Source organism: Pseudoduganella dura (assembly GCF_009727155.1).
Classification (GTDB): domain Bacteria; phylum Pseudomonadota; class Gammaproteobacteria; order Burkholderiales; family Burkholderiaceae_D; genus Rugamonas; species Rugamonas dura.
In genome coordinates, this window is sequence record NZ_WNWM01000002.1 from 4,500,875 (window position 1) to 4,526,838 (window position 25,964).

The window sequence follows — 25,964 nt, forward strand, 5'->3', positions numbered from 1 at the left end:
TATTAGCCTACTTTTTTCGGTGCACGAGCAGCGGAGTCAGCGGTGGACATGGCGCCGGAGATCAGCACGGAGTGCACGTCAGCCGAGAACGCACGCACTTCTTCCATTGCCGACTTGTTGCGACGCACCAGCCAGTTGTAGCCCAGAACGGCAGGAACTGCGACTGCCAGACCGAATGCCGTCATGATCAGTGCTTCACCGACCGGACCTGCAACCTTGTCGATCGACGCGTTACCGGTCATACCGATGTTGGTCAGTGCACCGTAAATACCCCAGACGGTACCGAACAGACCGATGAACGGTGCGGTCGAACCCACGGTTGCCAGGAACGACAGGCCATCCTGCAGGCGGGACTGAACTTTGTCCACGGCGCGCTGGATCGACATCGTCACCCAGGTCGACAGGTCGATCTGCTCCAGCAGGGCGCCATCGTGGTGGGCGGAAGCCTTGGTGCCCGATTCGGCGATGAAGCGGAACGGCGAGCCTTCGGCCAGGGTCGTGGTGCCGGCAGCGATCGACGATGCCTTCCAGAACTTGGCGGTAGCTTCACGGGCTTGACGCATGATCTTCATCTGGTCCAGGAACTTGGTGATGATGATGTACCACGAGCCGATCGACATGATCGACATGATGATGATCGTGCCTTTCGGGACCCAGCCCGATTCCCATGCTGCCTTGATGCCGAACGGGTTTTCCACTTCTTCCTTGCCAGCGGCGCCATGCGCGCCAGCATCGGCGGCCGGTGCTGCTGCGGCTGCATCGGCGGCCGGTGCTGCGGCTGCGTCGGCTGCCGGTGCTGCTGCCGCATCCGCTGCCGGCGCTGCAGGCGCATCCGCGGCGGCCGGGGCAGGGGCGTCGGCCATGGCCGGCGCGCTCACCAGGGCAGTTGCTGCGGTCACCGAGAACAGCACAGCGGCCAGTACAGCGGACAAACGGGTATTCTTAAACATGCTTCCTCCAAATTGATAAAAGATCAGTTCGCTGAACGTAACGACAACGAATCTTGCTAAATGAGACTTCGTCTCGGGTTATTCCAGCGTCCAGACGTATTGCATCGACATCCACGCCTGTTCCGGCTTGCCGTCAACCAATGTTGGTTTGAACTTGCACTTGCCGATACCCACCACGGCCGCTTTGTCCAGATCCCTGAAACCACTGGACTTCACGATCTTGGAATCGGCCACGCGACCGTCGACCCCAATCAGGAACGACAAGGTTACCGTGCCCGTTTCTTCGTTACGCAGCGACGACTTCGGCCATTCCGGTTTCGCGCAGGTGCTGAAGTCAGCCACTGCGGGAACACGTACGGACTGGGCCGGAGGTGCTGGAGGTGCCGGCGGTGCCGGTGGTGCCGCCTTCGCCAGCTCGGTCGTTGCCGGCTTTTGCTGGGTGGTGTTGGCGATCACGTTCTGTTGCGGCGGCGGCTGCTGCACATTCACTTCAACTGGCGGAATGAACGGCGGCGGCGGTGCTTTCATTTCCGGCGGCGGAGGTGGGGGAGGCAGCTCCTTCGGTGGCGGTGGAGCGACCTCTTCAATGATCTTGGTTTCAACCGGCTCGATCATTTTAGTGATCATCCGTTTGCCCAAGCCCGACACGATCCCGTAACCAGCGATTATGTGCAAGGCCACCACTACCACGATGCCGGTATAGTTCTTTTTGACCTTCCCGTTATCACTAAAATTCATGCCTGCTTTCTCCAATACCTACTCTACTCGAACCCCAAAATAGCGACACAAAGCTACAGCCGCATCCGGGACGTCGGCGAATTATACATACGAATTCTTCATTGTACATAGAATTTTGGGATCAAAAAACTGGTTAAATTTCATGCCCTTAGCTGCTCCCATGCACCATTCTGGCGCCCGTTTCCGGGCACCCGTGACCAACCCTGTGCAAGTGACCGAAATGGCGCCATGAAGTTTTCCTAATGAGAAAAAAACAAAATTTTCTGTCAGCTTTCCTCCCTTCCGCCAATGAAAAATTTGGTACCGAAACTTGCAAATGCATAACAATGGGAGCGGTACCTTTGCCATCCAAGTATATGCAATTTGCAGGCCGGGCGGCGCACCCGGATGCAAAAAAACCAAGCTTGAAAGTTCACTACATCGGGAGGGGCGGTACGGATGAGAAAAGATGAGGCCGGTCCAGCCGATCTGTCGAGGCGGTCAGACCAGTCTACAGCATTGCGGGCGTATTGGAAGGGAAGTCCGGGAGCCTGGCGAACGCCCCCGGGTCGAATCGGTTCATCAGGGCTTCACGCCAGCCGGCCGCGCTTTTCACGCTTGCATTCCAGCGTGCTGATCAGCTTGCCTTCGGGCGAAACGGTATCGAGGTGCACGTCGAAGCCCCATAGCCGCGCCACGTGCTTGAGCACTTCATGCGCCTGCTGGTTCAACGGCCGGCGGTTGAACTGCGTGTGCCGCAAGGTCAGCGCGCGGTCATCCCGCGTGTTGACCGACCATACCTGGATGTTCGGCTCGCGGTTGCCCAGGTTGTACTGGTCGGCCAGTTGCTGGCGCACGTAGCGGTAGCCCATCTCGTCGTGGATCGCCGAGACGGACAGCTTCTCGTTGCGGTCATCGTCCAGCACCGCGAAGAAGTGGAACTCGCGGATCAGGCGCGGCGATAGGTATTGGGCAATAAAGCTTTCATCTTTGAAATTACGCATCGCGAATTGCAGCGTCTGCTTCCAGTCGCTGCCGGCAATGTCCGGGAACCATTCGCGGTCCTCGGCCGTGGGGTTTTCGCAGATGCGGCGGATATCCGTCATCATCGCGAAGCCCAGCGCGTAAGGGTTAATCCCATTGTAATAGGGACTATGCACCGGCGGCTGGTAGACGACGTTCGTGTGGCTCTTCAGGAATTCCATCATGAAGCCGTTGCCGATCACGCCTTCGTCGTACAGCTGGTTCAGGATCGTGTAATGCCAGAACGTGGCCCAACCTTCGTTCATGACCTGGGTCTGCCGCTGCGGATAGAAGTACTGCGAGATCTTGCGCACGATGCGTACCAGCTCGCGCTGCCATGGCTCCAGCAGCGGCGCGTACTTCTCGATGAAGTACAGCAGGTTCTCCTCCGGTTCGGGCGGGAAGCGGGCGGGCGCCTGGGCGACGGCTTCTTCCTCGGGCCGCTTCGGCAGCGTGCGCCACAGCTCGTTGAGCTGCGATTGCAGGTAGGCTTCGCGTTCCTTCTGGCGCGCCTGTTCCTGCGCCAGCGACAGCTTGGCCGGCCGCTTGTAACGATCGACACCGTAGTTCTGGATCGCGTGGCACGAGTCGATCAGCAGTTCGACCGCGTCGATGCCGTGCCGCTGTTCGCACTCGGCAATGTAATTCTTGGCGAACACCATGTAATCGACGATCGCTTCGGCATCGGTCCACGTGCGGAACAGGTAATTACCCTTGAAGAAGGAATTGTGGCCATATGCCGCGTGCGCGATCACCAGCGCCTGCATCGTCAGGCTGTTTTCCTCCATCAGGTAGGCGATGCAGGGATTGCTGTTGATGACGATCTCGTAAGCAAGGCCCATCTGCCCGCGCTTGTAGCCCTTCTCGGTGGACAGGAAGTGCTTGCCGAACGACCAGTGGTTGTACGACACGGGCATGCCGACGGATGTATACGCATCCATCATCTGCTCGGCCGTGATGATTTCCAGCTGGTTCGGATACGTGTCCAGGCCGAAGCCCTGCGCCACGCGCTTGATTTCCTCGTGCGCCTGTTCGATCAGCTCGAACGTCCATTCCGACTGTTCCGGCAGCGCGCGCGGATGGGGCGGTCGTTTCGTCATCTCGTTCATCTTATTTGGGCTGCTTCTTGAACAGTTCGCGGAACACCGGATAGATATCGGCCGGCGTGACAATTTTCTGCATGGCGAAGTGCTGGTGGAGATCCGGCACCTGCGCATACTGCTCCCACAGGTTCTGTGGCGGACCGTCGGTGATTTCCACATACGTGTAGTACTGCACCTTCGGCATGATCGTGTTGACGAGCAGTTGCCGGCACAGCACCGAATCGTTGTCCCAGTTGTCGCCGTCCGAGGCCTGGGCCACGTAGCTGTTCCATTGGCCGGCGCCGTAGCGCTCGTCGATGACCTTGTTGAGCAGGTTCAGTGCCGACGAGACCACCGTGCCGCCCGACTCGCGCGAATGGAAGAACTCGTGCTCGTCGACTTCGGCCGCCGCCGTGTGGTGGCGGATGAAGACGACTTCGATCTTGTCGTATACCCGTTTCAGGAACAGGTACAGCAGGATGAAGAAGCGTTTCGCGGTGTCCTTGCGCCCCTCGTCCATCGAGCCGGACACGTCCATGATGCAGAACATCACGGCCTGCGTCATCGGCTTCGGGATCTTGATGCGGTTGCTGTAGCGCAGGTCGAACGGGTCGATATAGGGGATCGCCAGCAGCCTGGTATGCAGGTGATGGATTTTCTTCTTCAGCTCGACGACGCGGAAGTCGTCCAGCGGCACGTCGGCCAGCAGCAGCGTTTCCAGCTCCAGCTCGGCTTCGGCCAGCGCCTTGCGCGACGGGCCGCCGACGGCAATGCGCCGCCCCAATGCGCCGCGCAGCGAGCGCAGCACGTGGATGTTGCTGGGCGTGCCGGACACGGTATAGCCGGCGCGCTGGCTCTTGAAATCGGTGGTGGCCGTCAGCTGCGTCTTGACGAGGTTCGGCAGTTCGAGGTCTTCAAAGAAATAATTCATGAATTCCTCGCGCGACAGCTCGAAGATGAAGTCATCCTCGGAAGTCTGGTCGCTGTTGCCCGCCTTGCCGCGGCCGGAGCCGCCGCCGCCCTTGGGCCGGGCGATCTGGTCGCCCTTCTGGTATTCCTGGTTGCCGGGATTGACAACTTCCCACACGCCGCCATGGGCATGTCCGAAGGAGGGCTCGTTCACGTCCTTGACGGGAATCGAAACCTTCTCGCCATTTTCGATGTCGGTGATCGAACGGCCCTTGATGGCACGCCCGACGGCATCCTTGATCTGGCCTTTGTAGCGCCGCAGGAACCGTTCGCGGTTGACCGCGGACTTGTTTTTACCCTGCAAGCGTCGGTCGATGAGGTAACTCAAAAGATTCCTCCTGCGCTGGGGACCGTGCTCCCGCCGGGAGGCGGGAGCACGAAGCCCGATGCTGCTGTGACGGACTCGCTTCCTGAACCTATTATGGCACTGACCGCGTTACGACGACTTCCGCACGCGCAGATACCACTCGCACAGCAGCCGGACCTGCTTGGCGGTGTAGCCTTTTTCCACCATCCGGGCCACGAAGTCGGCGTGCTTGTTCGCATCCTCGGCGCTGGCCTTGGCGTTGAACGAGATGACCGGCAGCAGTTCCTCGGTGTTCGAGAACATTTTCTTCTCGATCACCGTGCGGAATTTCTCGTAGGACGTCCAGGCCGGGTTCTTGCCGCCGTTGTTGGCGCGGGCGCGCAGGCCGAAGTTGACGATCTCGTTGCGGAAATCCTTCGGATTGCTGATGCCGGCCGGCTTCTCGATCTTTTCCAGCTCGGCATTGAGCGATTCGCGGTCGAAGCTTTCGCCGGTGTCCGGATCGCGGTATTCCTGGTCCTGGATCCAGAAGTCGGCGAACGTCACGTAGCGGTCGAAGATGTTCTGGCCGTATTCCGAATAGCTCTCCAGGTAGGCGGTCTGGATTTCCTTGCCGATGAAGTCCACGTAGCGCTGCGCCAGGTGCTCCTTGATGAAGGAGAAGTACTTCTGTTCCGTCTCCGGCGGGAACTGCTCGCGCTCGACCTGCTGCTCGAGCACGTACAGCAGGTGGACCGGGTTGGCCGCCACTTCCGTCGAGTCGAAGTTGAACACCTTCGACAGGATCTTGAACGCGAAGCGGGTCGACAGGCCGTTCATGCCTTCGTCCACGCCCGCGTAGTCGACATATTCGTGGATCGATTTCGCCTTCGGATCGGTATCCTTCAGGTTCTCGCCATCGTAGACCAGCATTTTCGAGAAGACCGACGAGTTTTCCGGCTCCTTCAGGCGCGACAGGATCGCGAACTGCGACATCATCCGCAGCGTGCCCGGCGCGCAGGGCGCCTCGGCCAGCGACGAGTTGCGCAACAGCTTATCGTAGATCTTCACCTCGTCGGACACGCGCAGGCAGTACGGCACCTTGACGATATAGATACGGTCGAGGAACGCCTCGTTGTTGCGGTTGTTGCGGAAGGTCTTCCACTCCGATTCGTTCGAGTGGGCCAGCACCACGCCATCGAACGGGATCGCGCCGAAGCCTTCGGTACCTTTGTAGTTGCCTTCCTGCGTGGCGGTCAGCAGCGGGTGCAGTACCTTGATCGGCGCCTTGAACATCTCCACGAATTCCATCAGGCCCTGGTTGGCCAGGCACAGGCCGCCGGAATAGCTGTAGGCGTCCGGATCGTCCTGCGCGTAATCCTCGAGCTTGCGGATGTCGACCTTGCCGACCAGCGAGGAAATATCCTGGTTGTTTTCGTCGCCCGGTTCGGTTTTCGAGATGGCGATCTGCTTCAGGATCGACGGATAGCGCTTGACCACGCGGAACTGGTTGATGTCGCCGTTGTATTCGTGCAGCCGCTTCACCGCCCATGGGCTGGGAATGCTGCGCAGGTAGCGGCGCGGAATGCCGTAGTCCTCCTCCAGGATCACGCCATCCTCCGCCTCGTTGAACAGGCCGAGCGGCGATTCATTGACGGGCGAACCCTTCAGGCAATAGAACGGCACCTGTTCCATCAGCGATTTCAGCTTCTCCGCGATCGACGACTTGCCGCCGCCTACCGGCCCCAGCAGATACAGGATCTGCTTGCGCTCCTCGAGGCCCTGGGCCGCGTGGCGGAAGTAGGACACCACCTGCTCGATCACTTCCTCCATGCCGTAGAACTCGCGGAAGGCGGGATAGATCTTGATGACCTTGTTGGCGAAGATCCGGGACAGCCGGGTATCGTTGCGCGTGTCGACCAGCGTCGGCTCGCCGATCGCGGCGAGCATCCGCTCCGCCGCGCTGGCGTAGGTCAGGTGATCCTTCTTGCATAACTGGAGATATTCGGAAAGGGACATTTCCTCTTCCCGGGTGCGCTCGTACCGTGCTGCGTAAGTGTCAAAGATCGTCATGTGCGTGTCCTCTGATGTAAACCTACAAGTTACGGCAAACCCGCCATCGCTGCCGCGTCGCCATCGGTGGGATGCGCGCGGCGGTACTGCAGGTTTCCCTTACTGTGGTCGGCAGTCGTCATGCAAGGCTGTCGGCCTGATCCTGTGTGATGCTCCTTGATTGTCATGGTTGCCCCCGGCTTCTGGCATTGGGGCGCGTTGCGCGCACCGGTGAGCCGGGTTTTTTATGTGCCGTGCTGTGGAAAGATGCCGGCTTGTGTGTGCGTCGAAACGCATCTTGCGATTGTGAAATTCGCTTGAGTCGATTATTGCGCTAATGGTGCGGGAAGTCAAAATATTATCCGGCATCGTCCATTCCATCTTCCAGGGCTTCGCTCCGCAAGGAAGTACCCGGCACGCCAGGCACCGTCCACAGCACTGTTGCCAATTTCCTCATGCTTTACATCACAGTAGCATGGTTGTTCAAGCTGTGCTGAGCATGATGCAAACCGTGCGACAGGGCACAGACTCAAAAAAGATTTGATCTTGCGCTAAGATGCGCTTTATCAGCTACAAAGGAACCGAATGAATACTCAAATCAGGCACATCGTGCAAAACATGCCCAAGGCGGAACTGCACATTCACATCGAAGGCTCGCTGGAACCGGAATTGATTTTCGCGCTCGCGCAGCGCAATGGCGTGCAGCTTTCCTATCCTTCCGTCGACGCTTTGCGCGCCGCTTATGCGTTCACCGACCTGCAATCGTTCCTCGACATTTATTATGCCGGTGCGAGTGTGCTGTTGAAGGAACAGGATTTCTACGACATGACGGCGGCCTACCTGGCGCGTGCCAAGGCCGACCATGTGCGCCACACCGAGATCTTCTTCGACCCGCAGACGCATACCTCGCGCGGCGTGCCGATCGGCGACGTGATCAACGGCATCCACCGCGCCTGCGCGGACAGCGACGTGTCGGCCACGCTGATCCTGTGCTTCCTGCGGCACCTGTCCGAGGAAGACGCGCTTGCCACGCTCGAGGCCGCGCTGCCATACCGCGACAGGTTCATCGGCGTGGGCCTCGATTCTTCCGAAGTGGGCCACCCGCCGGAAAAATTCACGCGCGTGTTCGCGCGCGCCCGCGAGCTGGGCCTGCACCTGGTGGCGCACGCCGGCGAGGAAGGGCCGCCGGAATACATCTGGTCGGCGCTGGACGTGCTGCATGTGGAACGCATCGACCACGGCGTGCGCTGCCTGGAAGACGCCGTGCTGACGCGCCGCCTGGCCGCCGAGAAGATCGCGCTGACCGTGTGCCCGCTGTCGAACATCAAGCTGCGCGTGTTCGACCACATGAGCGAACATAACCTGCTCACGCTGCTCGACGCCGGCCTGGTGGTGACGATCAATTCGGACGACCCCGCCTACTTCGGCGGCTACCTGAACGAGAATTACCTGGCCACGTTCGACTCGCTGCCGCTGGGCCTGCAGCACGCGCATGAACTGGCGAAGAACGGCTTTGCCGCATCGTTCCTGCCGGCCGAACAGAAGCAGAAGTTCCTCGCCGAAGTGGATGCGTATTTCGCGGCGTTCGACGTGGTCTGACGCTTCGGCGCGCGGCCGTTTCGACGCCGGCTGCGAAAACCGGTGTCGGACACCAGAGTGCCGGTGTCCGACACCAATCCTCACGCGGTACGGATTTTCCTGCTGAAAGAACCATGTTCCTCCAAGCCCTCCGCATGACCGCGCGCGACTGGCGCGCCGGCCAGTTGCGCTTCCTGCTGGTCGCGCTGATCGTTGCCGTCGCCGCGCTGTCGTCGGCCGGTTTCTTCATCGACCGGCTGCGTGCCGGCCTGAATCGCGATGCGCACCAGCTGCTCGGCGCCGATCTCGTGATCGCCGGCGACCAGCAGATGTCCGCCGCGTGGCGCACCGAGGCGGCGCGCCGCGGCCTGGTGCTGGCCGACACGGCCGTGTTCCCCAGCATGGCCCAGGCGGGGGAGGGCGAGGCGGCGCAGTCGGTGCTGGCCTCGCTGAAGGCCGTCAGCCCCGGTTATCCGCTGCGTGGCCGCGTCAAGGTGACGACCGACCAGGACCTGGCCAACGACAGCGTCGGCACGCCCGCGCCGGACATTCCCGAGCCCGGCACGGTATGGATCGACGTGGCCGTGCTGCGCGCGTTGAACGCGAACGTCGGCGACAACCTGCGCCTGGGCGACGCCACGTTCCGCATCGCGCAGCTGATCGCGGCCGAGCCGGACCGCGGTACCGGCTTCCTCAATTTCGCCCCGCGCGTGATGCTGCGGCTCGATGAATTGCCGAAAACCAATCTCGTGCAAACCGGCTCGCGCCTCACGTACCGCCTGCTGGCGGCCGGCCAGGGGCCGGACGGCCGCGCCGCCGTGAACGGCTACAGCGACTGGCTGCGCGCCGAAATCAATGCCGGCAAGGCGCGCAACATCCGCATCGATACACTGGAGGATGGCCGGCCCGAAATGCGCTCCACGCTGGAGCGGGCCGACCAGTTCCTGTCGCTGGTGGGCCTGCTGTCGGCCATGCTGGCCGCCGTGGCGGTGGCCATGGCCGCGCGCCGCTTCATGCTGCGCCATCTCGACGCCTGCGCCATGCTGCGCTGCCTGGGGCTGACCCAGAACCAGGTCACGTCGATCTACCTGATCGAGTTCCTGCTCGTGGGACTGGCCGGCAGCGTGATCGGCGTGCTGGTGGGCTTCGGCAGCCACTTCGTGCTGCTCGAACTGCTGGGCCGCCTGGTGCAGGCGGACCTGCCACCGGTATCGGTCATGCCGGCCCTGCAGGGACTGGCCACCGGCATGCTGCTGCTGGCCGGCTTCGCGCTGCCGCCGATCCTGCAACTGCGCAACGTGCCGCACAACCGCGTGATCCGCCGCGAACAGGCGCCGCCGCAGCCGATGGCACTGGCCACCTACGGCCTCGGTCTTGCAGCGTTCATCGTGCTGCTGCTGTGGCAGGCCGGCGACCTGAAGCTGGCGCTGTACACGGCGCTCGGCTTCACGGGCGCGTTCGGCGTGTTCGCGCTGGCGGGCTACGGCGGCCTGGCGGCGCTGAAATCGCTGCGCACGTCGCTGAAGCACCCGTCGTGGCGCTTCGCCGTCACGTCGCTGCAGCGGCGCCCCGGCGCCACCGTGGTGCAGGTGGTGTCGCTGGCGCTGGGCCTGATGGCGCTGCTGGTGCTGACGATCGTGCGCGACGACCTGATGACATCGTGGCGCAGCGCCACGCCACCGGACGCGCCGAACCACTTCATCATCAACATCCAGCCGGACCAGAAGGCGGAAATCGCCGGCAGGCTGCGCACCGGCGGCGCGTTGGAAGCGCCGCTGTACCCGATGATCCGCGGCCGGCTGACGGCCGTCAACGGCAAGCCGATCACGCCGGCCACCTATCCGGAAGGACGCGCGCGCAACCTGGCCGAGCGCGAATTCAACCTGTCGACAATGGCCGCGATGCCGACGCAGAACCAGCTCACGGCCGGCAAGTGGTTCGACGACGCGCCGGGCAGCGCCGAAGCCTCCGTCGAGGAAGGGCTGGCCAGGACGCTGGGGCTGAAACTGGGCGACACGATGCGCTTCGATATCGCCGGTTCGCCGGTGGAGGCGAAGATCACCAGCCTGCGCAAGCTGGAGTGGGGCTCAATGCGCGTGAACTTCTTCGTCATCATCAACCCGCGCGCGATGGCCGACACGCCGCAGACATGGATCACCGCGTTCCACCTGCCGAAGAAGTCGGCGGCGCTGGGCACGCAACTGTCGCGCGATTACCCGAACCTGACGGTGGTCGACGTGGGCGGCGTGCTGCGCCAGATCCAGTCGGTGCTCGACCAGGTGATCCAGGCCGTGGAATTCCTGTTCGGCTTCACGCTGGCCTCGGGCCTGCTGGTGCTGTACGCGGCGCTGATGGGCTCGCAGGACGAGCGCACCCGCGAATCGGGCCTGCTGCGCGCGCTGGGCGCCACCCGGCGCCAGCTGTCGCGCGCGCAACTGATCGAGTTCCTGCTCGTGGGTTCGCTGGCCGGCATGCTGGCCGCCACCGGTGCCGCGGCGATGGGCTGGGGGCTGGCGAAATACCAGTTCAAGTTCGACTGGGTGTTCAGCCCCACGGCCTGGATGGCCGGGGTGGTGGTGGGGGCCGTGTGCGCGGCCATCGGCGGCTGGCTGGGCCTGCGCAACGTGCTGCGCCAGCCGCCGCTGCAGACGCTGCGGGAAGCGTGACGGGAAGCTGTCAGGCCGCCAGGTAGGTCGCCGCCTGGCGCGCGTTCAGGAACTGTTCGAACGGCGCCGGCGGCGCGGCCAGGTAATGCTCGGGGAAGTCGAACAGCGCCCAGTAATACTTTTCGCGGCCCGCGCACACCTGCGGCGCGCGGCAGTGGCGGTGCCACTCGTCGCCCGCCTCGGTCGAATACATGCCGTCGCCCACGCCAGGGGGAAAGAACGGCAGCACGCGCCGTTCGGAAAGGGCCAGCAGCAGCGAGTGCGGCGCATCGTTGTCGCGTGCCACTTCGTACTGCGCGCACATGCCCTGTTCCGTTTCGATCACCATCAGCTTGGCGCGGCCATACCGGTCCAGGAACAGGATCCCGGCCGGGCCGGGATACAGGTAGTGTTCGACGAAGCCATGCTGGCGGTACAGGTCCTGTACCACGCCGGCCATGGCCTGGCAGCGCAGGAAGCTGAAATCGTGCAGGGCCAGCATGTCCGACAACGTTTGCGCGTAGTCGAGAAAGAACGCGCGCTGCATGTTGCCGATCTCCACTTCGAGGCGGTCGAGCGCATCGTCGTCGCTTTTCTTGATGTAGCGGTCGATCAGGCCGCGGTTGAACGCATCCACCGCGATCTTTTCGTCCGCCGCGCCGGTGAACAGGATTTTCTTGGTCGGCAGGTGCTGCAGCGCCTCGCAGAATTCCACGCCGTTCATCTGCGGCATCGAATAATCGACCACCAGCACCGACGGGATCGTGAAGCGCATCGGCTGCTCGCACACGCGGTGGATGCGGCGCATGTCGACCGCCACGTTGGGCTGGTCCGGCGACTGGTTCAGGCTGTCGAAATCCACGTGCAGCGGCAGGTCTTCGCGCCGGGTACTGCGCGCGAACCAGTCCAGTGCCACCGTCGTGTCATGGAAGGTCTTGCTCGGCAAGAGCGGGTCGAGCTGGAACGATATGCTCTTCAGGAACGAGTCGCTGTCGTCCACCAGCACGACCGTGGTCGGATGGGAAAGAATCGGTAGTCTCATGAGTCACCTGATGGAGGAGTGCTGCGCTGAACCGGGAACTCCAGCACGAAAATCGAATAGGCGTGCTCGCGCGATATGCAACGGATCTCGGCATTCCACGCGCGCATGATCTGCCGGCACAGGGCCAGTCCGATGCCGGTGCCGTTGTGCGCCGGGTAAGCATAGAAGCGCTGGAAGATCAAAGGCAGCCGGCGCGCCGCGATGCCGCACGCCGTGTCGATGAACAGCAGCCGGGGCGTGCGGCGGTTGCCGTCGACCACGATGCGCACCCGGCCCTTGCCGGCGCGGTGTATGGCCTTGAGCGCATTGCGCAGCAAATTGAGGAGGATGACGACGGTCAGCTCGTGCTGGCCGGCAAAGCGGAAATTGCCGCGCACTTCGACCGCCACGGTGCCGCTCTGTTCCGGGCCGGTAAACGGATAGCGGCGCAGTACGGCCTGCACGGCATCCGCCATCGAGACCGTCTCGAACGGCTCGTGGCGCCGCCGCACCGCGTTGGCCGACAGCAGGAACAGGTCGATCAGGTGGTTCATGTGGCGCACTTCGTACTGCACGCGGGACATCGCATCGCGCACATCCTCGGGCTGGCCGGCGGGCAGCGCCTGCAGCATCCGCGTCAGTCCGCGCACGTTGGCATCCATGCTGGCCAGCGGCGTGCGCATCTCGTGCGCCACGGCGCCCAGCCCTTCGCCCAGCCCGGCCATCTTTTCATGCTCCAGCGCGATGCGGGAAAAGCGGGCCAGGCCCAGCAGGGCGATGATCATCCAGTGCACCGGCAACTGCTGCAGCACGGCCTGGGTCAGGATCACGCCGCCCTTGCCCTGCAACGTCACGCACAGGCAGGCGAGCGCCGTTCCCGTCACGTAGCAGCGCAGCGCCAGCCCGGTGGGGAAGTGGAACAGGCCCACCAGCATCACCGTCAGGCACTGCGCCCAGGCACCCGTTGCACCGTTCATCATGAACATGTAGGAGCCGAAGAACGGCAGCAGGAATGTGAGCGCCAGCGCCACATACCGTTGGCACCAGCGCGTGCGGTAGCGCACGACGGCAATGCCGGCCACGCCGATCGCGGTGCCCACCAGCCGCACCGCGGGGCTTTCGTAGGGCTGTGGGAAGACCCACGTGAACAACACGAAATACAAGGGGTGGAGGATGACGCTGAGCCAGCCCAGGACGAGGGCCTGGATGGCCGCACGCTCGCCGCCGCGGTGGCGCCGCACCAGCCGGCCGATGAAACTGCCGGCCGCGCGTTCAAATGCATCGTGACGCATGGCTGTGTGGTAAATGGCTCGAAACAAGCAACCATCTTCCTACCAAACACAGCCATGTTGAGCGGTATCGCAGGCTGAATTGATATGGATCAATCAGCTCACGTGCAGTGCGCTATCATGGCAACCATGACTGAATCACGCACGCTTTACGATACGATCGGCGGCGCAGAAACCTTGCGCGCGATGGTGGACCGTTTCTATGACCTGATGGAGCTCGAACCGGAATTTGCCGGCATCCGCGCCATGCATCCACCGTCCACGGATGGATCGCGCGACAAGCTGTACTGGTTCCTGACCGGCTGGATGGGCGGCCCGGACCTGTACCAGGAACAGTTCGGCCACCCGCGGCTGCGCGCCCGGCACCTGCCGTTCGCGGTCGGCAGCAGTGAGCGCGACCAGTGGCTGCGGGCGATGGCCTGGGCGATGGAGGATGTGGGCATCGCCGAGGACTTGCGCCTGCGGCTGATGGAATCGTTCTACCAGACCGCCGACTGGATGCGCAATAAAGCCGACTGACCCGGCTGACCGACCCGAGACATTGACCCGAGCTGACTGAATCCATGGAAATCTATGCACTGCTGGTGCTTGCCGTCGCGATCCTCGCGGTGCAGGTCGTGATCCTCCTGCGCGGCAACGGTCATCGCGGCGGCGACATCGGCGAACGCCTGGAACGGGTCGAGCGGGAAGTGCGGATGCAACTGCAAGCCACCGCGCAGGCGCAGCGGCAGGAGATGGGCAACCTGTTGGCCCAGTCGCACGCCGCCACCGTCCAGCAGCTCGACGGCATGCGCCGCCAGATCGAGGTGCTGACCGAGTCGAACGCGCGCCGCATGGCCGAGGTGCGCGCAACGCTGGAAACGCGCATCCGCGACCTGCAGACCGACAATGCCGCGCGGCTGGAGGAAATGCGCCAGACCGTCGATGAAAAGCTGCACGCCACGCTGGAATCGCGCCTGACCGAATCGTTCAGGCAGGTCTCGGACCGGCTGGAACGCGTGCACCAGGGGCTGGGCGAGATGCAGCAGCTGGCGCTGGGCGTGGGCGACCTGAAGCGGGTGCTGACCAACGTGAAAACGCGCGGCACATGGGGCGAAGTGCAGCTGGAAATGCTGCTCGAGCAGGTGCTGACGCCAGAGCAGTACGCGAAGAACGTGGAAACGGTGGCCGGCACCAACGCCCGGGTCGAATTCGCGTTGAAACTGCCGGGGCAAAAGGAGGGCGGACCGCCGGTGTGGATGCCGATCGACGCCAAGTTCCCGAAGGAGCAGTACGAGCGCCTGCTGGAAGCGGCCGAGCGCGCCGATGCCGACGGCGTGGCGCTGGCCGGCCGCGAACTGGAACGGGCGGTGCGCGTCGAGGCGAAAACCATCGCCGACAAGTACCTGTGCCCGCCGCAGACGACCGATTTCGCCATCCTGTTCCTGCCGACCGAAGGGCTGTATGCGGAGGTGATGCGCCGCCCCGGCCTGGCGGACGACCTGCAGCGCGTGAACCGCATCAGCATCGCCGGGCCGTCCACGTTGTCGGCATTGCTGAACAGCCTGCAGATGGGCTTCCGCACGCTGGCGCTGGAAAAACGCTCGTCCGAGGTGTGGCAGGTGCTGGGTGCCGTGAAGACGGAGTTCTCCAAGTTCGGCGATGTGCTGGCCGCCACGAAGACCACGCTGGAGCGTGCGGCGAAGAACATCGAATCGGCCGAAGTGCGCAGCCGCCAGATGGCGAAAAAACTCAGGTCCGTCGAGGCGCTGCCGGCCGAGGCGGCGGAACTCCTGCTGGGCCGGCAGATCGAACCCGAGCTCGATATCAGCGAAACGTAATGTAATCGGGCGAAACCCGATCCACTTCCGCAGGAGGCCGCCATGGCGTCTCGTCGCAACAAGGTCGTCAGTGCCCAGGAGGCAGTCGGCAGGATCCGCGATGGCGACACGGTCGCCACCGGCGGCTTCGTCGGCGTGGGCTTCGCCGAAAACATCGCCGTCGCCCTCGAGCGGCGTTTCACTTCCCACGACAGTCCCCGCGACCTGACATTGCTGTATGCGGCCGGGCAGGGCGATGGCCGCGACCGCGGCCTGAACCACTTCGGCCACGCAGGCCTGGTCAAGCGCGTGATCGGCGGCCACTGGGGCCTGGTGCCGAAGCTGCAGCAGCTGGCCATCGACAACCGGATCGAAGCCTACAACCTGCCGCAAGGCGTGATCAGCCAGCTGTTCCGCGACACGGCCGCCGGCAAGCCGGGCCTGCTCACCCACGTGGGCCTCGGCACCTTCGTCGATCCCCGCCACGGCGGCGGCAAGGTGAATGCGCGCACTACGGAAAACCTCGTCGAGCTGATGACGATCGATGGCCGCGAATGGCTGTTCTACAAGGCCATTCCGGTGCACGTGGCGGTGATCCGCGGCACCACGGCCGACAGCGCCGGCAACGTGACGATGGAGCGCGAGGCGCTCACGCTGGAAGCGCTGGCGATCGCGATGGCGGCCCGCAACAGCGGCGGCATCGTGATCGTGCAGGTCGAGCGGCTGGCCGCCTGCGGCACGCTGCCGCCGCGCCAGGTGCGCGTTCCCGGCATCCTGGTCGATTGCGTGGTGGTGGCCGAAAAACCGGAATACCACATGCAGACCTTCGGCACTCCTTACGATCCGGCATTCGCCGGCGAACTGCGCGTGCCGCTCGACCGGATCACGCCGATGCCGCTTTCCGCCCGCAAGGTCATCGCGCGCCGCGCGCTGCTGGAGCTGTCCGACGGCGACGTGGTCAACCTCGGCATCGGCATGCCGGAAGGCGTGGCCGCGGTGGCCGCCGAGGAAGGCATGCTGGACCGCTTCACGCTGACGGCGGAGCCGGGGGTGATCGGCGGCATGCCGGCCGGCGGCCTCGATTTCGGCGCCACCGTCAACCCGGATGCCGTCATCGACCAGCCCTACCAGTTCGACTTCTATGACGGCGGCGGGCTCGACGTGGCGATCCTCGGCCTGGCGCAGGCCGACCGGCAGGGCAACCTGAACGTGAGCAAGTTCGGCCGCAAGCTGGCCGGCGCCGGCGGCTTCATCAACATCAGCCAGAGCGCCCGCAAGGTGGTGTTCATCGGCACGTTCACCGCCGGCGGGCTGGAAGTGGCATTCGGCGAAGGCGGCGTGCAGATCCTGCGCGAAGGCGATGCGCACAAGTTCGTGCAGGAGGTCGAGCACCGCACCTACAGCGGCGCGGTGGCCGTCGAGCGGGGGCAGGAGGCGCTGTTCGTCACCGAGCGGTGCGTGTTCCGGCTCACGCCGCAGGGGCTGGAATTGCGCGAAGTGGCGCCGGGGATCGATGTGGAATGGGATATCCTGGCGCGGATGGATTTCGTGCCGGCGATTGCCGCGGACCTGAAAACGATGGATGCGCGGCTGTTCCACACGGCGTCGATGGGCAGCTTCGACGGGCGCTGACATCACGACAGCGCCTGCGTCCTCATAACTTCAGCCTGATCGTCCAGCGGCGCGACAGGTCGGTGTCGCACTGGAACTGCAGGGTCCGCACATTGTTGGCGGTGCTCACGCCGCCGGCGATCGTCAGGCACTTGTTGGTTTGCACATTCCTGATCTGGTGGATGCCGCTGCCGGTCACGTCGCTGATCCGCCAGGTGCGCGAAGGATGGTCGTCGCAGTCGAACTGCAGCGCCGTCACATTGTCGTCGGTGCTCACGCCGCCGGCGATCGTCGCGCACTTGCCGGTCTTGGCGTTGACCAGCATGACTTCGTTCGTGACGGGTGCCGCATAGGCATCCTGCGGGAGCGCGGCGGCGCAGGCCACGGCGAGCGCCATGGCGCACACGACCGCAAGCCTGCCGCGTGCCCGCCGGGTGCGGGTCATCTCATGGTGGGCAGCGCGGTTCAGCAGTGAATTGCATCCATTCATACCATTCTCCTTTCGCACCTCGCGGGGAGGGGAAACATGAACTTGTCCAGGGGTGCTTTGCGTGCACGGGTGCGTAGAGGGCCGATGAACCAGGTGGCCGTAAGGTATCCGGCGAGCGCAATGCGATATTGCACCCATCGTGCAGGTTACTGTGTCACCGGTTGTCGGAATGGTGTATCGACTGTGTAGCAAGCCGTCACGGCCATGCGGGGCGGCTGCTTGAGCGCAGGAATGTGCCTGGGCGGGATGAGGACATCTGTCGGGATTGGCAGAATGCCGCTGGCGAAAATCCTCGCATTGTCACTGGCCCGCGGCGACTGCATCAGTGGCTGCGGGCGGCAATGATCACCCGGCTACACCAGCCCTTCGAACATCAGCACCTCCACCGCATCCCCCGGGGCCACGTTGCCCTGCTCATCGGACAGCACGACGATGCAATTGGCTTCCGTCATCGAGCGCAGGATGCCGGAACCCTGGGCGCCGGTAAGGCGCACCTCGCGCCTGCCGTCGGCAGCGATACTGACGATCCCGCGCTGGAATTCGGTGCGGCCCGGCTTCTTGCGGATGGCTTCCACCGAGCAGGCCTTCGCCAGCACATCGGCCGGCGCCGCGGCGCCCATCATTTGCAGCAGGGCCGGGCGGGCAAAGAAGTAGAAGGACACCATGACGGCGACCGGGTTGCCGGGCAGGCCGAACAGGAATGCGTCATGCCCGGCCGCGCCGATGCGGCCGAACGCCATCGGCCGGCCGGGGCGCATGCCGATCGTCCAGAACGCCACGTCGCCCAGCCGCGCCATAATGTCGCGGGTGTAGTCGGCGGCGCCGGCCGACACGCCACCGGAGGTGACGATCGCATCGGCGCTCTGGCAGGCATCGCGCAACGCCGCTTCCAGCGCGGCCGGATCGTCCTGCACGATGCCCATGTCCACCAGTTCGCAGCCCAGGCGCGTGAGCATGCCGAACAGCGTATAGCGGTTGCTGTCGTAGACGCAGCCCTGCGCCAGCGGTTCGCCCACCGAGCGCAATTCGTCGCCGGTGGAGAAGAACGCCACGCGCAGGCGCCGCCGCACGGCCACCTCGGCAATGCCGAGCGAGGCGATCAGGCCCAGGTCCGCCGGGCGCACGATCTTGCCGGCGGTGAGCGCCGGATGGCCGGCCATCAGGTCTTCGCCCTTCAGGCGGCGGTTGTCGCCGGCACGCACGCTGCGCGGCGCGATCGTCACGCAGTCGTCCTCGATGCCAGCCGCGTGTTCCTGCGCTAGCACCGTGTCGCAGCCGGCCGGCATCACCGCGCCCGTCATGATGCGCAGGCACTGGCCGGGGCCGGGGTGCAGGCCCGATGGCCGGCCGGCGAAATCGGTGCCGATCACTTTCAGCCGGGTCGGATGATCCGGCGACAGCTGGGCGCCGGCAAACGCAAAGCCGTCCATCGCCGAGTTGTCATGCGCGGGCACGCTGATCGGCGAGATGATGTCTTCGGCCAGTACGCGGCCCAGAGCGGCGCGCAGCGCCACCTTTTCCACGCCGCGCACGGGGCGCACGAAACCGTCGATGACCTGCCGCGCCCGGCGCACCGGCATCGCATGCGGATCGAGCCCGTCGGCGAGGTCCTGCAGGCGTTGCGCGCCGTCCTCGCGCTGCAGCTCTTCCGGCGTGTTGATGTTGCGGAACGCGGCGGCGTCGTTGAACAGCACCTCGGCCACTTTCAGGCCATCGTGCCAGCCACCCATCTTGCGCCCGCTGCGCGCCAGGTAAGCGTCGAGCTGCGGCAGCACCGCCGTTTTCATCAGCGCGAAGACGGGGTGGGGCTGCTTGCGGGCCGCGCCGTCGCCGTCCGCTTCGATCGTCACGGCCAGCGCCACGTCGGCATCCTGCGCCAGCAGGGCTTCGCGCAGGCGCTGCACCAGGTCCTCCGGCAGGAACGGCGAGTCGCACGGCGCCGTGGCCAGCAGCGGCGTGGCGCAGTGGCGCAACCCCGCCTGCAGGCCGGCCAGCGGGCCTTCGAAGCCGGGCAGTTCGTCCGCCAGCACGGTGGCACCCAGTGCCGCGTAGGCTTCCCGGTTGCGGTTGGCGCTGATCGTCACCGCCGCCACTTGCGGGGCGAGGCGCCGCAGCGCGTGCGCCGCCAGCGTTGCGCCGCGAAACGGCTGCAGGCCCTTGTCCACGTTGCCCATGCGGCTGCCGCGGCCCCCTGCGAGCAGCAGGCCGCTGACGTCGTTGTCGTTCAATGTATCCCCCTGCGTTTTTTATCTGCCGCGCATTCTGTCACCACGTATTCAGCCGCCACGCATTGAGCCGCCACGCATTCAGCCACCACGCATTCAGCCACCACGCATTCAGCCACCACGCATTCAGCCACCAATGTACGACATCTCGACCTTCGGCTGCCCGGTGCGCGACAGGCCATCCGTATTAATCGTGCGCAGTTCCGAGTAACGGTCGCCGCGCGCCTGCCACAGGGCGCCGATCGCGGCGGCCAGTTCGCCGTCGCTGTGGCCGCCGCGCAGCAGCGCGCGCAGGTCGTGGCCCCGGGTGGCGAACAGGCACGTGTACAGCTTGCCTTCGGTCGACAGGCGCGCCCGGGTGCAGTCGCTGCAGAATGCCTGCGTGACGCTGGAGATGACGCCGATTTCGCCGCCGCCGTCGGCATAGCGCCAGCGCGCCGCCGTTTCGCCGGTATAGTTCGGGTCGGCCTGCACCAGCGGCAGCTCGGCGCCGATGCGGCGCACGATCTCGGCGGAAGGAATCACATCCTTCATGTTCCAGCCGTTCGAGGCGCCCACGTCCATGAATTCGATGAAGCGCAGGATGTGCGGCGTGCCGTGGAAATGGCGTGCCATCGGCACGATTTCCTGCTCGTTCGTGCCGGCTTTCACCACCATGTTGATCTTGATCGGGCCGAGGCCCGCATCATGGGCGGCATCGATCCCGCGCAGCACGTCGGCGACGGAGAAATCCACGTCGTTCATCGCGCGGAACGTGGCATCGTCGAGCGCATCGAGCGACACCGTCACGCGTTGCAGGCCCGCTTCCTTCAGCGCCCTGGCCTTGCGGGCCAGCAGCGAGCCGTTGGTGGTCAGCGTCAGGTCGAGCGGCTTGCCGTCCACGGTGCGCAGCGCGGCCAGCATCTCGATCAGGCGCTCGATATTCTTGCGCAGCAGCGGCTCGCCGCCCGTCAGGCGGATTTTCTCGACGCCGTGGGCCACGAACTGGCGCGCCACGCGGGTGATTTCCTCGAACGTCAGCAGCGAAGAGTGGGGCAGGTACTGGTAATCCTTGTCGAACACTTCCTTCGGCATGCAGTACACGCAGCGGAAATTGCACCGGTCGGTGATGGAGATACGCAGGTCGCGCAGCGGCCGCGCCAGGCGATCGCGCACCTCGCCGACAGGCGCTTCGATGGCGGAGGGAATTGCCGGCGGCCGGCTGCGGCCGTCGGAGAGCATGATGATCTTTTCGGTCATTACAAAAAACGCATTAACTAATCTGAACTAAATCGTTGATTCCATTGGCGTAATGTAGCACGAGGCCAGCAATCGCACAGGCCGCGAGCAGCTTTGCGGGACCGGCGTGCCAGCGCAGCAGGGCCCAGGCGGCCGCCGCGGCAATTGCCACCGCCGCCCAATCCCAGTTCGCGCCTGCATGAAACACGTGTTCGCCGAAAAAAACGGCCAGGCTGGCGATCACGCCGACCACGGCGGCCGAGATCGCCGTCAGGGGCGCCGTCATCCGGATATTGCCCCGCGTGGCCTCCACCAGCGGCCCGCCGGCCAGGATGAAGATGAACGACGGCACGAACGTGAACCAGGCAGCCACCGCTGCCCCGGCAATGCCGGACGCCGCCGGATTGCCCAGCACCTCGTGTGTCCAGCCGCCCACGAAGCCCACGAACGCGTTCACCATGATCAGCGGGCCGGGCGTGGTTTCGCCCAGCGCCAGGCCGTCCATCATCTGTGCCGGGGTGAGCCAGCCATGGGTTTCCACGCCGCCCTGGTAGACGTATGGCAGTACCGCGTAGGCACCGCCGAACGTCAGCAGCGCCGCTTTGGTGAAGAACCAGCCCATTTGCGCGAGCGGATCGTGCTGCCCGGTGGCGGCCGCCACCACGGCCCAGCTGCCGGCCATGATGGCGATCCCCGCCGCCGATGTGGCCAGCAGCCGGCGCCAGGAGAACAGCGCATGCGGTGGCGTGGGCGTGCCGTCGTCGATCATGGCCGGGCCGTGGCCCGGCACTGCCGGACCGTTGCCCTGTTTGCCATGTGTGAACGCTGCCGGCCGTACGCGGCCGCCAAGCCAGCCCAGCGCCGCGGCGGCCAGCACGATCGCGGGGAAGGGGACGCCCAGCATGATGGCGGCGAATGCGGCGCAGGCAAGGCCGCCCAGCAGGGCGTTCTGGAGCGTGCGTCGGCCGATGCGCCAGGTGGCGGCCAGCACGAGCGCGACCACCGCGGGCTTGATGCCGTACAGCACTGCCGCGATCGCCGGCAAGTGCCCGAAGGCAAGATAGATCCACGCGAGTCCGATCATGATCAGCAGCGAGGGCAGCACGAACAGCACGCCGGCCAGGATGCCGCCGCGCTTGCGGTGCAGCAGCCAGCCGATGTAGACGGCCAGCTGCGTCGCTTCCGGTCCGGGCAGCAGCATGCAGTAGTTCAGCGCATGCAGAAAGCGCTGTTCGGAAATCCAGCGCCGCCTCTCGACCAGCTCGGCGTGCATCATCGCGATCTGGCCGGCGGGGCCGCCAAAGCTGACGAAGCCCAGCTTCAGCCAGTAGCGTAGCGCAACGGATAAGGGGACAGGAGGGCGCATGGCGAAAAAAAGGGAAGCCGAGGCTTCCCTTTTCCAGATCGCTGACAGATCAGCGGCGGGTATCCACCTGCACCAGCGGCTCATCGGCCACCTGTGGCGCCGGCTTGCGGGTGCGGCGCACGCGCACCGGCGCCTCTTCCTGCGCCGCGGCTTCCTGGGCCGCACGCAGCTTGGCCGGGTCGGTCGCGGCCATCTGCAGGCCGGCCGCTTCCAGGATCGACTGCAGATCCTTCGATGCGGCAGGCTTGGCCGGCGCAGCGGCTGGAGCCGGAGCGGCGGCTTCGGCAGGCGTGGCAACCGGCACCGGCTGCGTTGCCACGGCTTCGATGGAAACCGCCTCGGCCGTTGCAATCTCGGCACCAGCCGGGATGACGACGGCGGCTTCGACCACGGGAACCAGGTCCACGTCGGCCGGCTTCGCGGCCGGAGCCGGGGCGAGGTCGGCGGCAGGTGCAGCGGCAGGTTCAGCGGCAGGTTCAGCGGTAATCGCTTCCCGGGCCGCGGCAGGCAGCGGCTCGGCGGCCGGCGCTTCCACGATTTCCGCTTCGGCCGGCTCGATGGCCACCGGTGCGGCTGCGGTTGCTGCATCTGCCGTCACAGGCGGCAACGGCTCCGCGGCCGGCGCTTCGACGATTTCGGCTTCGGCCGGCTCGATGGCCACCGGTGCCACTGCGGTTGCAACGTTCGCAGTGACTGGCGGCAGCGATTCGGCGGCCGGCGCTTCGACGATTTCCGCTTCGGCAGGCTCCACGGCAGCCGGTGCGGATGCCACCGGAGTCGTTTCGGCCACGCCGGCGCCCTGGTCCGCAACAGCGGCGACAGGCGCCCCCTCGACAGCCTCGATCGCGGCGGCGGCGGCAGCCACCGGCTCGACCGGTGCCGGCGCCTGCGGCGCTTTCGGCGTTTCCGCCGAGGCCGCCACTTCTTCGCGGGCAGCCACGTCGGCCTGCTCGATCACCACGGCGTCGGTTGCCTTGAGGATGTCGCCTTCGGCGGTACCGGCGGCGAACTCGTCGCCGGATTCCTCGATGCCTTCGGCGCCTTCGCGCTCGCGGCGGTTACGGTTGCGGCCACCGCGGCGGCGGCGGCGGCGCGGCTCGTCGCCGCCTTCGCCCGCTTCCAGTTCCTCGCCATCCGGACCGATGCCGGCAGCCGGTTTCGCCAGCTCCGGGCTGTCGGACAACGGCGCCGCGGATGGTGCGCTGGCGGCGATGCCGGTGCCGGTGCCGACCGGACCAACGCCGGCCGCGGCCAGCGCCAGTTCATCGGCCTTTGCTTCGGCCGGCTGGGCCCTGGCTTCACGCGGCTCGCGCGGCGGACGCGGCTCGCGGCCTTCGCGCGGCGGACGTTCCGCCCGTTCCGGGCGCTCGGCACGCTCGGCACGCGGCACGGCAACGCCTTCCACGCTTTCCTTGTCGGCTTTTTCCAGGTACTTGTCGGTGGCTTTCTCGACCGAGAATTTCTCGGCAGAGAATTTTTCACCCGGCTTTTCGCCGAACTTTTCCACTTTCTCACGCGGTTCGCGCGGCGGACGGGGCGGACGGGCCGGGCGCGCTTCCGCTGCCGGCTTGGCGGCCTCGTCGCGGACACCCGGTTCGCGGTCTTTCGGGCCACGCGGGCCACGGGCACGCGGGCCACGGCCATTCTTGTCGGCACGGTCAAGCGGTGCAACGGCCGGTTTCGTCACGATCGCCGGCGCAGCCGGCGCCGCCGGTTCGTCGGTCTTGCCGGTGAAGAAGGACACCAGTTTCGAGAAGAAACCTTTTTCGGCCGGGGCAGGTGCCGCGACCGGCGCCGGCGCTGCCGGCTTGGCCGCTTCCGGTGCCGGCGTACGGTCCACGATCGGCGCAGGCTGGCTCGGGGTGATGGTCTTGACCACCGCTTCCTGGCGCGGCTTCTGCTCTTCCTTCTGGCGCTTGGCGAAGCCCATGTCGGTTTCCGCCTGCTCGGCCATCGAATAGCTGGCAGGGGCTTCTTCCAGGCGCGGATCGTCGTGCTTGATGCGCTCGAGCTTGTAGTGCGGCGTATCGAGGTGCTTGTTCGGCACCAGGATCACGGTGATGCGGTGGCGGTTCTCGATCTTGAGCACTTCGCCGCGCTTCTCGTTGAGCAGGAAGGCGGCCACGTCGACCGGCACCTGCACGTGGATCGCGGCGCTGTTTTCCTTCATCGCCTCTTCCTGGATGATGCGCAGCACCTGCAGGGCGGACGATTCGGTGTCGCGTATATGGCCGGTGCCGGAGCAGCGCGGGCACGTCACGTGCGAACCTTCGGACAGCGAAGGGCGCAGGCGCTGGCGCGACAGTTCCATCAGGCCGAAGCGGGAGATCTTGCCCATCTGCACACGTGCACGGTCGTGGTGCAGCGCATCCTTCAGGCGCTGTTCCACTTCGCGCTGGTTCTTCGACACTTCCATGTCGATGAAGTCGATCACGATCAGGCCGCCCAGGTCGCGCAGGCGCAACTGGCGTGCCACTTCCTCGGCCGCTTCGCAGTTGGTATTGAACGCGGTGGTTTCGATGTCGGAACCGCGGGTGGCGCGGGCCGAGTTGACGTCCACGGAAACCAGTGCTTCGGTGTGGTCGATCACGATGGCGCCGCCGGAAGGCAGCGGCACGGTGCGGCTGTACGCCGTTTCGATCTGGTGTTCGATCTGGAAGCGGGAGAACAGCGGCACGTCGTCGCTGTAGCGCTTCACGCGGTGCACCATGTCGGGCATCACGTGGCTCATGAACTGGTGCGCCTGTTCGTAGATCTCGTCCGTGTCGATCAGGATCTCGCCGATATCGGGCTGGTAGTAGTCGCGGATCGCGCGGATCACGAGCGACGATTCCTGGTAGATCAGGAACGCGCCGTTGGCGGACTTGGACGCGCCTTCGATCGCGCGCCACAGCTGCATCAGGTAATTCAGGTCCCACTGCAGTTCATCGACATTGCGGCCGATGCCGGCGGTGCGGGCGATCACGGACATGCCTTGCGGCAGGTCCAGCTTGTCCATCGTTTCGCGCAGTTCCTGGCGTTCCTCGCCTTCCACGCGCCGGGAAACACCACCGCCGCGCGGATTGTTCGGCATCAGCACCAGGTAGCGGCCGGCCAGCGAGATGAACGAGGTCAGGGCGGCGCCCTTGTTGCCGCGTTCTTCCTTCTCCACCTGCACCACGATTTCCTGGCCTTCGCGCAGCGCATCCTTGATGGTGGCGTTGCGCACGTCGCAGCCTTCACGGAAGTAGCTGCGGGCCACCTCCTTGAACGGCAGGAAGCCGTGGCGATCCTCGCCGTAGCTGACGAAGCAGGCTTCCAGCGATGGTTCGATGCGGGTGATCACGCCTTTGTAGATATTGGACTTGCGCTGCTCCCGTCCAGCCGTTTCGATGTCGATGTCGATCAGTTTCTGACCGTCGACAATGGCCACGCGCAGCTCTTCCTGCTGCGTAGCGTTGAACAACATGCGTTTCATTTTTTATTTGACTCCGCGGCCCATGGGCCGAGTTGAGCCGCTCAAGCTCCAGGAACCCGAGCGGCAACCGTACAAGGATATACGCGGAATTAAGGAGGCTGCGGGGAAATGCCTCGTCGTGCGGCAGCGCGCAGGCGCAGCTGCCACAGTGGGCGCATGAGGCTGATCGTCATGCCGAGTTCGCAC

General features: G+C 65.0%; 16 protein-coding genes and 1 pseudogene. 5 read left to right on the plus strand and 12 right to left on the minus strand.

Annotated features, from left to right (window positions below):
- Positions 1 to 2 precede the first annotated feature (2 nt).
- The 5 genes from GJV26_RS19685 to GJV26_RS19705 form a co-directional block, all read right to left on the minus strand.
- Entirely contained in the window at positions 3 to 950 is a 948-nt protein-coding gene (locus GJV26_RS19685; RefSeq protein ID WP_155710449.1) for a MotA/TolQ/ExbB proton channel family protein, read from the minus strand.
- Between the two features lie 78 nt (positions 951 to 1,028).
- On the minus strand, positions 1,029 to 1,688 hold the full coding sequence (locus tag GJV26_RS19690) for an energy transducer TonB (RefSeq protein WP_155710450.1): 660 nt from the start codon (positions 1,686 to 1,688) through the stop codon (positions 1,029 to 1,031).
- 569 nt (positions 1,689 to 2,257) lie between these two features.
- Positions 2,258 to 3,799, minus strand: coding sequence for a SpoVR family protein (locus GJV26_RS19695; protein ID WP_155710451.1), 1,542 nt, complete (start codon positions 3,797 to 3,799; stop codon positions 2,258 to 2,260).
- Position 3,800: 1 nt separating this feature from the next.
- A complete protein-coding gene (locus tag GJV26_RS19700; RefSeq protein ID WP_155710452.1) occupies positions 3,801 to 5,069 on the minus strand; it encodes a YeaH/YhbH family protein in 1,269 nt (422 codons plus the stop codon).
- A 108-nt stretch (positions 5,070 to 5,177) separates the two neighbouring features.
- Positions 5,178 to 7,100: a PrkA family serine protein kinase gene (locus GJV26_RS19705; protein WP_155710453.1), complete on the minus strand. Its 1,923-nt coding sequence runs from the start codon at positions 7,098 to 7,100 to the stop codon at positions 5,178 to 5,180.
- A gap of 564 nt (positions 7,101 to 7,664) precedes the next feature.
- On the opposite strand from GJV26_RS19705, the gene GJV26_RS19710 reads away from it, so the two are divergent.
- Together GJV26_RS19710 and GJV26_RS19715 are read left to right on the plus strand one after the other, a co-directional pair.
- Entirely contained in the window at positions 7,665 to 8,678 is a 1,014-nt protein-coding gene (locus GJV26_RS19710) for an adenosine deaminase (RefSeq protein WP_155710454.1), read from the plus strand.
- Between the two features lie 113 nt (positions 8,679 to 8,791).
- Complete coding sequence (locus GJV26_RS19715; protein ID WP_155710455.1) at positions 8,792 to 11,323, plus strand: ABC transporter permease; 2,532 nt, start codon at positions 8,792 to 8,794, stop codon at positions 11,321 to 11,323.
- Between the two features lie 10 nt (positions 11,324 to 11,333).
- Here the strand turns inward: GJV26_RS19715 and GJV26_RS19720 are convergent, their stop codons facing one another.
- Positions 11,334 to 12,344 carry a response regulator gene (locus GJV26_RS19720; protein WP_155710456.1) on the minus strand — a complete coding sequence of 337 codons (1,011 nt, stop codon included), beginning with the start codon at positions 12,342 to 12,344 and terminating at the stop codon, positions 11,334 to 11,336.
- Positions 12,341 to 13,615, minus strand: a complete 1,275-nt coding sequence (locus tag GJV26_RS19725) for a sensor histidine kinase (RefSeq protein WP_155710457.1) — start codon at positions 13,613 to 13,615, stop codon at positions 12,341 to 12,343. The genes GJV26_RS19720 and GJV26_RS19725 overlap by 4 nt, the downstream gene beginning before the upstream one ends.
- 117 nt (positions 13,616 to 13,732) lie before the next feature.
- Here GJV26_RS19725 and GJV26_RS19730 point away from each other — a divergent pair, with 117 nt between their 5' ends.
- The 3 genes and pseudogenes from GJV26_RS19730 to GJV26_RS19740 form a co-directional block, all read left to right on the plus strand.
- Positions 13,733 to 14,131, plus strand: coding sequence for a group II truncated hemoglobin (locus GJV26_RS19730; protein WP_155710458.1), 399 nt, complete (start codon positions 13,733 to 13,735; stop codon positions 14,129 to 14,131).
- A gap of 44 nt (positions 14,132 to 14,175) precedes the next feature.
- Complete coding sequence (locus GJV26_RS19735; RefSeq protein ID WP_155710459.1) at positions 14,176 to 15,432, plus strand: DNA recombination protein RmuC; 1,257 nt, start codon at positions 14,176 to 14,178, stop codon at positions 15,430 to 15,432.
- A gap of 42 nt (positions 15,433 to 15,474) precedes the next feature.
- A pseudogene (locus GJV26_RS19740) lies at positions 15,475 to 17,025 on the plus strand (acyl CoA:acetate/3-ketoacid CoA transferase); the annotation flags it as partial.
- 40 nt (positions 17,026 to 17,065) lie between these two features.
- Here the strand turns inward: GJV26_RS19740 and GJV26_RS19745 are convergent.
- The 5 genes from GJV26_RS19745 to GJV26_RS19765 all read right to left on the minus strand — a co-directional run bounded on the left by GJV26_RS19745 (position 17,066) and on the right by GJV26_RS19765 (position 25,778).
- Entirely contained in the window at positions 17,066 to 17,512 is a 447-nt protein-coding gene (locus GJV26_RS19745; protein ID WP_216643148.1) for an RICIN domain-containing protein, read from the minus strand.
- A 353-nt stretch (positions 17,513 to 17,865) separates the two neighbouring features.
- Positions 17,866 to 19,740, minus strand: coding sequence for a molybdopterin molybdotransferase MoeA (gene moeA / locus GJV26_RS19750; protein WP_260114808.1), 1,875 nt, complete (start codon positions 19,738 to 19,740; stop codon positions 17,866 to 17,868).
- Positions 19,741 to 19,863: 123 nt separating this feature from the next.
- Positions 19,864 to 20,976, minus strand: a complete 1,113-nt coding sequence (gene moaA / locus GJV26_RS19755; protein ID WP_155710461.1) for a GTP 3',8-cyclase MoaA — start codon at positions 20,974 to 20,976, stop codon at positions 19,864 to 19,866.
- 13 nt (positions 20,977 to 20,989) lie between these two features.
- On the minus strand, positions 20,990 to 22,321 hold the full coding sequence (gene chrA / locus GJV26_RS19760) for a chromate efflux transporter (protein WP_155710462.1): 1,332 nt from the start codon (positions 22,319 to 22,321) through the stop codon (positions 20,990 to 20,992).
- A 49-nt stretch (positions 22,322 to 22,370) separates the two neighbouring features.
- The gene (locus GJV26_RS19765; protein WP_155710463.1) at positions 22,371 to 25,778 is read right to left on the minus strand and encodes an Rne/Rng family ribonuclease; all 3,408 of its coding nucleotides are present in this window, start codon (positions 25,776 to 25,778) and stop codon (positions 22,371 to 22,373) included.
- Positions 25,779 to 25,964 lie beyond the last annotated feature (186 nt).

Bases quoted from the DNA above. Each gene is read 5' to 3' on its own strand.
- chrA (WP_155710462.1), bottom strand. From the start codon at position 22,321: ATGCGCCCTCCTGTCCCCTTATCCGTTGCGCTACGCTACTGGCTGAAG.
- GJV26_RS19730 (WP_155710458.1), top strand. From the start codon at position 13,733: ATGGCAACCATGACTGAATCACGCACGCTTTACGATACGATCGGCGGC.
- GJV26_RS19765 (WP_155710463.1), bottom strand. From the start codon at position 25,778: ATGAAACGCATGTTGTTCAACGCTACGCAGCAGGAAGAGCTGCGCGTG.
- GJV26_RS19695 (WP_155710451.1), bottom strand. From the start codon at position 3,799: ATGAACGAGATGACGAAACGACCGCCCCATCCGCGCGCGCTGCCGGAA.
- GJV26_RS19690 (WP_155710450.1), bottom strand. From the start codon at position 1,688: ATGAATTTTAGTGATAACGGGAAGGTCAAAAAGAACTATACCGGCATC.
- GJV26_RS19705 (WP_155710453.1), bottom strand. From the start codon at position 7,100: ATGACGATCTTTGACACTTACGCAGCACGGTACGAGCGCACCCGGGAA.
- moaA (WP_155710461.1), bottom strand. From the start codon at position 20,976: ATGACCGAAAAGATCATCATGCTCTCCGACGGCCGCAGCCGGCCGCCG.
- GJV26_RS19745 (WP_216643148.1), bottom strand. From the start codon at position 17,512: ATGAATGGATGCAATTCACTGCTGAACCGCGCTGCCCACCATGAGATG.
- GJV26_RS19685 (WP_155710449.1), bottom strand. From the start codon at position 950: ATGTTTAAGAATACCCGTTTGTCCGCTGTACTGGCCGCTGTGCTGTTC.
- GJV26_RS19710 (WP_155710454.1), top strand. From the start codon at position 7,665: ATGAATACTCAAATCAGGCACATCGTGCAAAACATGCCCAAGGCGGAA.
- GJV26_RS19720 (WP_155710456.1), bottom strand. From the start codon at position 12,344: ATGAGACTACCGATTCTTTCCCATCCGACCACGGTCGTGCTGGTGGAC.
- GJV26_RS19715 (WP_155710455.1), top strand. From the start codon at position 8,792: ATGTTCCTCCAAGCCCTCCGCATGACCGCGCGCGACTGGCGCGCCGGC.
- GJV26_RS19735 (WP_155710459.1), top strand. From the start codon at position 14,176: ATGGAAATCTATGCACTGCTGGTGCTTGCCGTCGCGATCCTCGCGGTG.
- GJV26_RS19725 (WP_155710457.1), bottom strand. From the start codon at position 13,615: ATGCGTCACGATGCATTTGAACGCGCGGCCGGCAGTTTCATCGGCCGG.